The organism is Pseudorhodoplanes sp. (assembly GCF_046289595.1).
Taxonomy (GTDB): domain Bacteria; phylum Pseudomonadota; class Alphaproteobacteria; order Rhizobiales; family Xanthobacteraceae; genus Pseudorhodoplanes.
Genome location: NZ_JBKBVB010000041.1, coordinates 22977 through 34453, shown reverse-complemented (window position 1 = coordinate 34453; position 11477 = coordinate 22977). Strand labels below are relative to the sequence as shown.

Below are 11477 nucleotides of genomic sequence, written 5' to 3'. Positions count from 1 at the left end.
CGCTCACCGCAAAGCCCATATAGGACGCACCCGACTCGGTGAAGGTGTCGCCGGTCTTGTCGTCCTCCACGATCTGGAAGCCGTTCGCCTGCACGTCGCCCGCATCGAAGAATTTGGCGGCGCCATTCTCTTTGGCGAAATCCGCGACCACCTTGATCGCAGCCGGCTGATACAGCACCGCGCGCTGCCAGGCGGCGTCGAAAGCCGGCGACGCATCGAACCGCGCCTTCTTGAAGGCTGACCATTCCGCCTTCTTTTCGGCGCAGGCCGCCAGCCAGCCGGACTTGTTGCCGCTTGCGCCGGTGAGATGCACGCAGAGCCGCTCGATCACTGGGGAAATGTCGCCTGCAAGCGCCGTGGTGTTGTTGTAATGCAGCGCATCGGCGAGATCGCCGTTGATGTTGATGACGTGTTTCGCCGCCTTGTAGCCGATGCCGGAGCAATCGGCCTGACAGACGCCGCGCGAGCCGATCACGATGATCAGCTCGGCATTGGCCATGGCGAAGTTGCCGCTGATCGAGCCTTTCGAGCCGCCGACATGCATGTTCTGCGGATGCGCATCCGGCAGCACGCCGGTCGACCCCGGCGACAGCACGACCGCAGCACCTGCCATTTCGGCAAGACGGCGCACCGCGGCGTCATGGCCGCGGGTGCCGCCGCCGGCCTTGATCGCAACGCTTTTGGCCTGCGCGATCAGCCGCGCGGCTTTCGCATAAGCCTTGTCGTCGACCGGCGCCAGCAGCGGCAGATCGGGCCGGTCTGGCAGCGCCGCAAGATTGATTGTGACGCGCTGCGGCTGGGTGTTGAGCGGCAGAAGGAGATAGAACGGCCCGGCGCGATAGGGATGGTTGACCGCGAGGGAGCCGCGGCGCAGCGCATCGCGCAGGGCTTCCGGCGTATGCAGCACGTAGGAGCCCCCCATCAGGGCGGTCATGCGGCCGAACAGGCCCTGCTCCTGCTTCGGCACCTGCTGCATGTTGTAGCCTTCGCCGAACGTCGTCTCGTCGCCATAGATGTGATAGACGCCGACGCCGTTGGAGGCTGCCGCCAGCGATCCGGCAAAAGCCTGCAGCGCCCCGGGACCGATCGAGGTCACGACCGCGGGAATTTCTCCGTATTGCCAGCGCAACGCGGTCGCGGCATGGGCCATCTCGACCTCGTTGCGGAAATTAAAGGTGCGGGTAACGCCCTCTTCCTCATAGATGCGCAGCACATCGCCGAGATCGGTCGAACCGTGGCCGAAGATCGCGAGATACTTGCAGACGCCCTGCTTGAGCAGGCCAAGCACGAGGGCTTCCGACAAAGTCATTTCCACCAGCTTCGGCAAGGCGTTGTTGTGCAACGCTTGCGAGAGCGACCCGGCCTCGTTGATGGCCCGGGCACGCGCCCGCATGGCATCGCGTTGTTCGCCTTCGGAGGGACGTGTCAGCATTTCGAGAACTCAGTCCATCTTCACGGTCATCACCGGGCCGGCTCGAAACGCCGAGACCCAGTGATCCATCTTCCAAAACGGTCAATCGCCGGAAGCCGTCAACGACGCAGTCATTGGCGGCTATGCCCGGACTGACACCGCATCAGTTACTCTTCGCCGCAGGCGCCGCCGCCTGCAGGATCGGCTTCCAGCGGTTGATCTCTTCCTTGACCAGCTTGTCGAACTTGGCCGGATCGCGATCGGCCTTGGCGGGGATCGAGCCGCCGAGATCGGTGAGCCGCTTGATCACGCCCGGATCGTCGAGCGCCTTGTCGAGCGCCTGGGCAAGCCTGTCGACCGCCGCCTTCGGTGTGCCCTTCGGCACGAAAATGCCCGACCAGATGCTCATCTGATAGTTGACGCCGCCGTCCTTCGCCGCCGGCACCTGCGGCAGCGCCTCGATCTTGCTCGGGCTCGACACGGCGAAGGCCTTGACCGCGCCGCCGCGAACCTGACTTGCGACGCTGACCGACTGTTCGCACAGAAAGTCGACATGGCCGCCGAGGAGATCGTTCATTGCCGGGCCCGTGCCTTTATAGGCGACCGAGGTCGGCTTCAGCCCGGCCTCGGTGTTGAAGAGCAGGCAGGCCATATGCGACGAGGAGCCGACGCCGCCATGCGCCTGCTTGACCTTGTCGCCCTGAGCCCGCACATACTCGACGAATTCCTTCAGATTGTTGGCCGGAAAATCCTTGCGCGCGACGATCACCGCCGGCGCGTCCGCGGTGACGCCGATCGGGATGAAGTCGCGCTCGGAATCGTAGCGGATATTCGGCGTGAGCACCGGAGCCGCGACATGCGAGCCCATCGAGCCGGCAAGAATCGTATAGCCGTCGGCATCGGCGCTGGCGACACGGCCGGAGCCGAGCGTGCCGCCGGCGCCGCCGACATTCTCGATCACCATCGACTGGCCGAGATGCTTCGACATGCCCTCGGTGACAATACGCGCGACAACGTCGCTCGGCCCGCCCGCCGGGAACGGCACGACAACTGTGATCGGGCGCGACGGATAACTCTGTGCAGACGCCATGGCCGGCAGCAGCAATGCGGCCGCGAATGCCAGCGTCGCAACACAAGATCGTTTCGCAGTCATTTGTTCTCCCTCTTCGTCGTTATGGTGCAGCCTTTGTCAGACCTTGAGACTCCCGCCGACGGCACCGGTCCCGATCATGCGATCGAGAAGCTCGCCGTCATGCGTGACTAAAATGTGGAGACCGGGCTCATCGCGCATCAGGCGATTGAGCCAGCGCAATTGCGCGATCACCGCCGCTCCATCCTCCTTTACCCACGGCGCGGCTTTTCCTTTCACATGCCGAATATTGGCTAAATTCCAGGCGACATCGATCGAATGCAGGTATTCAACTCCGCTCTGCAGGCGGAGGTAAATCATCTGCATGTCGGGCGAATGGCCGGGCGCCTTGATCAGCACCATGCCGGGCGCGACCGGAAAATAGCGTCCGTAACTCAGGCAGACGAAACGCTCGGCGAGCGGCTCGGACAGTTTCAGATGCGACCGGTGCGGCTGGTTCATCATCAGCGACAGCGTCTCGGCACTGGCAATGGTCTTGGCAGCGAGCGCATCCGCATCCTCAGCCGTGACGATGCCGCCGGCATGATCGGCGTGGTAATGCGTCAGCACGATCACGCGCGCCGCCCGCAGCGCGCGCAGGATCTGCGCGAAAGCGTCATCGTCATAAGGCTCGCCCTGGCCGAACGACTCGTGCGTCGCCCTGTCCATCCCGGCATCGATCATCACCGTGCCGTCGGGATAGACCACCTGATAGGCGGTGCGCGGCATGGTCACCGGCGTCTCGTCGCCGTCTTCGATGACGAATTTCTGCGGACGAATCGAGGCGGCAAACTTAACAGCATTGAGTGCGACCGGAAGCGGACCCGGCACCACACCGGCAAGCGCCCGGATCGCCGAGAGATCGGCATCGAACACCTGCGCTGCGGCGACCGGGCGATCGAGCATTATTCGGCGGCCTCCGCGGGAATGAGGCGCTCGCGCTCCTGTCGCTCCTTTTCGCGCAGCGCCATCCGCACCTTTTCCGGAGATGCCGGCAGCGCGGTGATGCGCACGCCGACCGCGTCGTAGATTGCGTTCATGATGGCCGGGATGGTCGGCACCATGGCCGGCTCACCGATGCCCTTGACGCCGAGCGGGCCGATCGGATCGGGGTCCTCGACGATGACCGAGGTGACATGCGGCACATCGAGCGAGGTCGGCAGGATGTATTTGGCAAAGCCCGGCGTTGTGGTGTGGCCGTTCTCCAGCTTGTAATCCTCCATCAGCGCCTGGCCGAGCGCCTGCACGATGCCGCCCTCGATCTGCCCCTCGACACCCTTGGGATTGACGGCCCGGCCGACATCATGCGCGGCCCAGATGCCCAGCACCTGCACTTCGCCGGTCACGGTATCGACTTCCACTTCCGCGACCTGGCAGCCGAACACATAGGCCTGCCAGGGACGGCCCGCGCCATCGACCGGGTGCAGACCGGTGGTGTCTGTGCCGAAGCTCGCCGAACCAAGCGGGACCACGCCGCGGCTTTTCGCAAGATGCACCGCCTTGTCCATCGTCGTGCGATGGTTGGTGCCGTCGGCCCAGATCTCGCCGGACGCCGCTTCAATGGTCTCCGGTGGCACGCCCCATTCGTTCGCCATGACCTGCGCGAGCTTGCCGAAGGCTTCGCGCGAGGCCAGCGCCACCGCATTGCCGATCATGTAGGTCTGGCGGGTGGCGCCGGCATGGGCTGCTTCCGGCGCACGCGCGGTGTCGTTGTCGCCGATCGTGACGTCTTCGGGCCGAAGCCCAAGTTCTTCCGCCGCGATCTGCGCCAGCACGGTCAGAATGCCTTCGCCGATTTCAGTGACGCCGGTCACGACCTTGGCCGAGCCGCCGTCGTCGATCTCGACCCAGGCGCCGGCACGATCGACCGTCGCGGTGCGGGCGATCCCGTACCAGCAGCCGGCAACGCCGCGTCCTCGTTTGCGTGCCATGTTATTCCGCCGCCTCCAGCTTGCCGTCCTCGCTAAAGCGCGCACCCAGCGTGCAGGGCGCGCGCACGCCTTCGCCGTCGCGCGCGAAGTCTCTACGCGCACCGCCGCGCGAGACCGGCGCGCCCTTCTCCCAGTGCGATGCGCGTTCGGCGGCCTCCAGCACACGCAGATAGCTGACCGATTTCAGCTTCTGTTTGGTATGGGTTTCCGCACCGTCGCGCATCGCATTGATGCGGCGGATCTCGAACGGATCGAGCCCGAGCCGCTCGGCGCAGATATCGAGATGCGATTCGGTCGCGAACTGGGTCTGCAGCGCACCGAAGGAGCGGAAAGCGCCGGACGGGGTATTGTTGGTGTAGATGCCGTAGGTATCGACCTGCACGTTGGGGATCGCATAGGGGCCGGCGCCGAGGATCGCGGCCTTGCGCATCACGCCCTCGGTGGAGAGCCCATAGGCGCCGCCGTCGCAAATCATTTTCAGCGAGAGCGCCTGGATGCGGCCGTCGCGGGTCAGCCCCATGCGCAGCGTGGTGCGCGAGGGATGGCGTTTCGCCGTGGTGGCGATCGATTCCTCGCGGGTGAAGACCAGCCGCACCGGGCGCCCGGTCTTCATCGCCATCAGGGCCAGCATGCCCTGATAGATCATGTCTTCCTTGCCGCCGAAGCCGCCGCCGACCGGCGACATGATGAAGCGCACCTTGGCGATCGGCTTCTTGATGATCTTCGCCAGCATGTGCCGATGATGGGTGATGTTCTGGCTCGGCGACACGATGGTCACGACGCCGTCGGCATCCACATAGCCCAGCCCCGCCTCGGGCTCGAGATAAGCATGCTCGATCGCTTGCGTTTCGTAATCCTGCTCGACCACGAGATCGGATTGCGCGAAGCCCTTCTCGATATCGCCCTTGCGGATCGGGATGTGCTTGGTGATGTTGTCGGGCGCGTAGTCATGGATAACCGGCGCGCCGGGCTTCATCGCCTCGAAGGGATCGAACAGAGCCGGCAGCGGCTTGTAGACCACTTTGATCTTCGCCAGCGCACGGCGTGCCGTCACCACGTCTTCCGCGGCAACCGCGGCCACCGCCTCGCCGACATAGCGCACCTTGCCGCGCGCCATGACCGGCTGATCGTGGACGAACACACCGAACCCGTCCTCGCCAGGCACGTCCGCCGCGGTGATGACGCCTTCCACGCCCTCCATCGCTTCCGCTTCGGACGTGTCGATCGATTCGATCAGCGCATGCGGATGTGGCGAACGCAGCACCTGCAGGTGCAGCATGTGCGGCATCGTCATGTCGCCGGCATATTTCAGCGCTCCCGACACCTTGCCAGGCGCATCGAGGCGGCGCACGTTTGCACCGATATATTTGCCGTCGGCGACCTCGGTCTCCGCCAGCGCCGTGACCGGCAGACGGCCGTTCTGCACGTCGCGCGCCAATTCGACCGCGTCGAAAATCTTCTGATAGCCGGTGCAGCGGCAGATATTGCCACCGAGCCGCTCCTTGATCTCTTCGCGATCGGCGAATGGATTGACGCGCAGCGCCGCCGTCGCCGCCATCACCATGCCGGGGATGCAATAGCCGCATTGGCTGGCGCCGGTCTTGTGGAAGGCCTTCTGCAGAATCGACAGGTCGCCCTTCCGGGCCAGACCCTCGACGGTCTCGATCTTCGATCCCTGCGCCTTGCCGACCGGGATCAGGCACGATTTCATCAGCACGCCGTCGACGAATACCGAACACGCGCCGCATTCGCCGGCGCCGCAACCATCCTTGGTTCCGGTGAGATGCATGTCGTCGCGCAAGAAGTCGAGCAGGCGCTGATAGGGCTGCGCGTTGCGCGCAACCTTGCGGCCGTTGACGACGGCTTCGATGCGAAGCTCAGGCACAAGCAGCCTCCATGTCGGGTGTTAGGACATCGGGTCCGGCGCCTGCGCGGCGCGCGGCGTTGAACAGACCGCGCAACATGAAGCCGCGCACCACGTCACGGCGATACTCCTGCCGCGAGCGCGAGCGCACGAGGCCGACCGGCATCTCCGCGGCCTGCTCCAGACGGCTCTTGCTGAGGGGGCCGGATTTCAGGAATTGCTCGACGTCGTGCAGGCGATCCGGCACCGGCCCGATACCGCCGATGCAGAGCCGGACATCCTCGACATTGCGCCCCGATGCGTCGAGCTTGACCATCGCGGCGAGACAGACGGTGGAGATCACCAGCGAACGGCGATGGCCGACCTTCTCGAAGCTGCCGCCATAGCCGGGCAGCGCGTCACACTCGATCGCCGTGAGAATTTCGTCCTCGGCCAGCGCAGTCCTGCCGGGGCCGGTGATGAATTGCGCGAGCGTGAGCCGCCGGATTTCCACCTTGCCGCTTCTGCGGCTTGCCAGTTCCAGCACCGCATCATGCGCGACGAGCGGCGGCGTGGTGTCGGCCGCCGGCGAGGCATTGACGATGTTGCCGCCGACGGTGGCGGATTCGCGCAGTTGATCGTCCGCGAACCAGATTGCGCAGCGCGGCATCGCCGGCATGGCCCGGCCGAGCGCGGCATCGTCCAGGAAACGCTGGATCGCCGTCGCCGCACCGAGACGCACGCGACGGTCATCGACGCTGCGTTCGCGAAGTTGCGGGATACGGGCGACATCGATCAGCACCGGAATGTGGACATCACCGGCCCGGCCCTCGCGCGCCCATGGCAGAAGGTCGGTCGCGCCAGCGACCAGCCGGAAGCGGCCGCGATTCGCCTCGATGAGGTTGAAAGCCTCATCGAGCGATACCGGCGTCAGATATTCGTCGCAGAGAAGCATGGTCTTGCTCCGTCGACTCCCTCTCCTCGGTCTTACGGGAGGGGGAAGGAAGAACACCGCAGGTGCGGCTTTCCAATTCGTCATGGCCGGGTTTGACCCGGCCATCCATCAGCCGAAAACGATGGATGCGCGGGTCAAGCCCGCGCATGACGACGCATTACTCCGCCGCGATTTTCTGCGCGGCGCCGGGCTTCATCTTCACCACCACCTTGATCGCATCTTCCACGCGATCCTTGGCGTAGCGGATCGCGGTCGGCAGATCCTCCAGCGGGAAAGTGTGGGTGTGGATCTTGGTGGCGTCGAAACGTTTCTGTTTCATGAAGGCTTCCGCACGGTGCGTGGCGCTCTTTCCCTCGCCGCGGATGCCGTAGATGTAGATGTTATTGCGAACGATGTGCGCGATGTCGACGGGCGCATCGCCATGCGGGAACGCCGCAAGACAGACCTTGCCGCCGCGATTGACCATCTTCAGTGCTTCGTTGACGGCGTTCGGCGCAGCGGAGCATTCAACCACATAATCGACGCCCTTGCCGCCATTGAGATCCTTCACTGCCTGTACGACATCGTTGACCTTGCGGATATTGATGACGTGATCGGCGCCGAGCTCCTTGCCGATCTGCAACCGGTTATCGCGGGTGCCGGTGAGGATCACGGGCTGCGCGCCCATGGCTTTCGCAACGGCAACGCCGAGCAGGCCGATCGGGCCGGGGCCGGTGACGACCACGCTCTCGCCGGCGACAAGTCCGCCGAGTTCGGTCAGGCCGTACATCGCGGTGCCTGCGGTGACGACCAGTGTCGCCTCCTCGTCCGACATGTCGTCGGGAATCGCGACCAGCGTATTGATGTTGTTGACCTGGTATTCGCAGAAGCCGCCGTCGGTGGTGAAGCCGTTGGCTCTGTGACCCTTGTCGAGGTCGCCGTAATTCAGGCCGTAGTTATGGCACGAGGTATACATGCCCTCGCGGCAGCGCTTGCACTGGCCGCAGCCGGCGTGAATTTCCACAGTCACGCGCTGGCCGATCTTGTATTCGTCGACGCCAGGTCCGAGCGCGACCACTGTGCCCATATATTCATGGCCCGGCGTGAAGTTCTTGTTGTGGGGCATGCCGCCCTGAATCATTGCAGGCGGGCCGTGATAGATGATCTCGAGGTCGGTTGCGCAGATCGCGACCGCATCGATGCGCACCAGCACTTCGGCCTTTTTCGGGACCGGCACTGCCTTGTCGATCAGCTTCAGCTCGCCGGGATCGCCCAGCACCCACGCCTTCATGGTCTCCGGAACCGGAAATTCCTGACTGGTCTTCACGCCCGCCGGTGCGTACATCGCGCCTCTCCGTTGATGAAATCGTCGTTGTCAGTTCGTCGTCAAAACCGGCTTCAGCGAGCCCGGCTCGCCAAGCTCGGCCGACAATGCGTTGGTCGCTGCGATCACTTCCTGCCGCATCAGCGCGAGATGCTCGTCCGTCGCGCGCATCGACGGCGCCGAAGCGCTGATAGCGCCGACCACAGCGCCGGCATGGTCGCGGATCGCGGATCCGACACAGATCACGCCGGGCTGAAACTCCTCGCGGTCGAGCGCAACGCCGTTGCGGCGCACATGCCGCAATTCCTCGATCAGCACGCCGAAATCGGTGATGGTGTTATCGGTGAAGCGTCGCAATCCCTCTGGCAACATGCGGCGGATCTGATCTTCCGGCAGCCATGCGATCATCGCCTTGCCGGTCGCAGTGGCGTGCGGCGCATCGCTGCGTCCGATCATGCCGGAATCGACGCGCACCGCATGGCGCGCCTCGCGCTTCACCAGCGTGACGATGTTGTCGCCCTGCAGGATGGCAAGATGGACGCTCTCGCCGGTGACCTGATTGATGCGGTCCATATGCGGCTGCGCGCGCTGCGGCAGATCGACCTGACGCAGGCAGGCATGACCGAGATAAAGAACGCGCGCACCGAGCGCATAGGAGCGACGGCCCGGCACCTTGCCGACATAGCCCCAGTTCACCAGCGTCGAGAGCAGGTGATGGCAAGTGGAGACATTGAGGCGGGTGCGCCGCGACAGATCGGTCAGCGAGGCTTCGCCGCCGGCTTCGGCCAGCGCCTCGAGCAGCGACAATGCGCGATCGACGGACTGGATGGAGCCGCGATGCGGCGACTTGATGCTGCCATTGGTGACCGGCGCAGCAATGGGACCAGGAGCAATGGCGGTGTCCGTCACGGCGTATTCCTCTCTTCGGTTTTTGTTGTTGGACGAAGAGAAAGGCGGCCGCCGGGCGGAGTCAAGGCATTTTCGAAATGGTAAAGTTCGATTTCGCGATATGAAATGACTTCATTATCGGCCTACCTGCCGGAGCATCGCGCCGCCATACACCGCTTCCGCCTCCGCCATCATCGGCGCGACCGCGGAAACGAACGATTGGTGCTCGGTTTGCGTCAATTCCTCGATCAGGCAGCCTTGCGCCTCGATGGCGCGGCGTGCGTCACGCTCCTCTTCCACCGCCAGCCTGCGCTGAAAGGTCACGGCTTCCGCTGCAGCGCTGCGCATCGCCTCCTGCAGCGCGACCGGCCAGGCATCGAACTGCGCCCGGCACACGAAGATCGGACGCGAGATATAGAAGTGGCCGGTCAGGGTGTGGAAACGATGATATTTATGCGCGCCATAGGTCACGGTATTGGCGAGCGGATTTTCCTGGGCATCGATGGTGCCTGAGACGATCATCTTAAGCGCTTCGGTGAGATCGAGACGCTGCGGCAACGCGCCGAGCAGCTCGAAGGTCCGCTTCTGGATGTCGCTCGGCAGGACGCGGATGGTCATGCCGGCGAGATCGGCGGGACGGCGCACCGGGCGCAGGCGATTCGAGATATGGCGGAAGCCGTTCTCGAACCAGCCGACGATCCGGTAATCCGCCTTGCCCTCGATCGCCTTCGCGAGCGTTGCGCCAAGCGCGCCATCGATGGCGCGGCGCGCCTCGTCCCGGTTCGCGAACAGGAACGGCAGATCGACAAAGCCGAGTTCGGGCACGCGGTCGGTGAGATAGCTCGACGATTGATAGCCAAGCGACAGGATGCCCTTCTCGACCAGCCAGAGAATGTCCTCGGAGCGATAGCCGAACTCCATGATGTTCCACACATACTTGACATCCACGCGGTCGCCGAATTCGGCTGCCAGCCGGTCGCCGATGAATTTCAGCGCCTTGCTGAAGCCGGTCGAGGACGGGCCGTAGCCGCCCATGCGAATCTCAATCGGGTTCGCTTTGCTCATGATGAAAGGCCTGTTAGTTTGCCAGACAGTGTCGCGCGCATGTCCGAAGCATCTCCGTATCGCAACTTCCGTAACTGCAATCATGGCTGCACCGCAATCGTTCAGAATGGCCGGCGTGATCGGCTGGCCGATCGCGCAATCGCGCTCGCCGGTGCTGCATGGCCACTGGCTTTCGCAATACCAAATCCGCGGCGCCTATCTGCCGCTGCCGGTCCAGCCGGAGCGCCTCCCCGACGCCATACGCGGCCTGCGCGCGCTCGGCTTTTCCGGCTGCAACGTCACGATTCCGCACAAGCTCGCGGTGCTTCCGCTGCTGGAGGCGGTCGATCCGGTGGCGCACCGGATCGGCGCGGTGAATACCGTCGTGGTGCAGGACGACGGCACCTTGTCCGGTTTCAACACCGACGCCTATGGCTTTATGGCGAGCCTGCGCGATGTGCGCCCCGACTTCACGGCGAGCGCCGGGCCCGTGGTGGTGCTCGGTGCGGGCGGTGCGGCGCGCGCCGTGGTGGTGGCGCTACTGGATGACGGCGCAGCGGAAATCCGTCTCGCCAACCGCACCATGCAGCGCGCGCAGGACCTTTCACAGATCGATCCGGCGCGCATCCGCGCGATTGCGTGGGAGGATCGTCACGACGCGCTTTCGGGCGCAGCCTTGCTGGTCAACACCACGAGCCAGGGCATGACCGGCTATCCGCCGCTCGACATTGCGCTCGCTGCGCTGCCGGCGGACGCGCTGGTGTCGGACATCGTCTACAACCCGCTGGAGACGCCGCTGCTCGCCGCGGCGCGCAAGCGAGGCAATCAAGCGGTCGACGGCCTCGGCATGCTGCTGCATCAGGCGGTGCCGGCCTTCGAGGCGTTCTTCGGCGTGCGCCCGCATGTCTCAAACGAATTGCGGCGCGCGGTGGAAGCGACGCTGTAGTCTTGAATCATTCGGTTTCACGCGCGT

General features: G+C 64.5%; 10 protein-coding genes. 1 reads left to right on the top strand and 9 read right to left on the bottom strand.

Annotated elements, in window-relative coordinates:
• The 9 genes from ACK41X_RS10865 to ACK41X_RS10825 form a co-directional block, all read right to left on the bottom strand.
• The coding region (locus ACK41X_RS10865; RefSeq protein ID WP_409722592.1) for a thiamine pyrophosphate-binding protein at positions 1 to 1432 on the bottom strand (1432 nt) is incomplete at its 3' end.
• 142 nt (positions 1433 to 1574) lie between these two features.
• Positions 1575 to 2564: a tripartite tricarboxylate transporter substrate-binding protein gene (locus ACK41X_RS10860; protein WP_409722589.1), complete on the bottom strand. Its 990-nt coding sequence runs from the start codon at positions 2562 to 2564 to the stop codon at positions 1575 to 1577.
• A 36-nt stretch (positions 2565 to 2600) separates the two neighbouring features.
• Positions 2601 to 3446: an MBL fold metallo-hydrolase gene (locus tag ACK41X_RS10855; protein WP_409722586.1), complete on the bottom strand. Its 846-nt coding sequence runs from the start codon at positions 3444 to 3446 to the stop codon at positions 2601 to 2603.
• The gene (locus ACK41X_RS10850) at positions 3446 to 4471 is read right to left on the bottom strand and encodes a xanthine dehydrogenase family protein molybdopterin-binding subunit (RefSeq protein WP_409722583.1); all 1026 of its coding nucleotides are present in this window, start codon (positions 4469 to 4471) and stop codon (positions 3446 to 3448) included. Before ACK41X_RS10850 ends, ACK41X_RS10855 begins: the two co-directional genes overlap by 1 nt.
• Position 4472: 1 nt before the next feature.
• Positions 4473 to 6356 (bottom strand): molybdopterin-dependent oxidoreductase, encoded by a 1884-nt coding sequence (locus tag ACK41X_RS10845; RefSeq protein WP_409722581.1) that lies wholly within the window; start codon positions 6354 to 6356, stop codon positions 4473 to 4475.
• Positions 6349 to 7269 carry an FAD binding domain-containing protein gene (locus ACK41X_RS10840; protein ID WP_409722578.1) on the bottom strand — a complete coding sequence of 307 codons (921 nt, stop codon included), beginning with the start codon at positions 7267 to 7269 and terminating at the stop codon, positions 6349 to 6351. The genes ACK41X_RS10845 and ACK41X_RS10840 overlap by 8 nt, the downstream gene beginning before the upstream one ends.
• A gap of 157 nt (positions 7270 to 7426) precedes the next feature.
• The gene (locus tag ACK41X_RS10835) at positions 7427 to 8593 is read right to left on the bottom strand and encodes a zinc-dependent alcohol dehydrogenase (RefSeq protein ID WP_409722575.1); all 1167 of its coding nucleotides are present in this window, start codon (positions 8591 to 8593) and stop codon (positions 7427 to 7429) included.
• Positions 8594 to 8623: 30 nt separating this feature from the next.
• Entirely contained in the window at positions 8624 to 9481 is an 858-nt protein-coding gene (locus tag ACK41X_RS10830; protein ID WP_409722573.1) for an IclR family transcriptional regulator, read from the bottom strand.
• Between the two features lie 114 nt (positions 9482 to 9595).
• Complete coding sequence (locus tag ACK41X_RS10825; RefSeq protein ID WP_409722570.1) at positions 9596 to 10525, bottom strand: TRAP transporter substrate-binding protein; 930 nt, start codon at positions 10523 to 10525, stop codon at positions 9596 to 9598.
• Positions 10526 to 10607: 82 nt separating this feature from the next.
• On the opposite strand from ACK41X_RS10825, the gene ACK41X_RS10820 reads away from it, so the two are divergent.
• A complete protein-coding gene (locus ACK41X_RS10820; RefSeq protein WP_409722567.1) occupies positions 10608 to 11450 on the top strand; it encodes a shikimate dehydrogenase in 843 nt (280 codons plus the stop codon).
• The last annotated feature ends 27 nt before the right edge of the window (positions 11451 to 11477 follow it).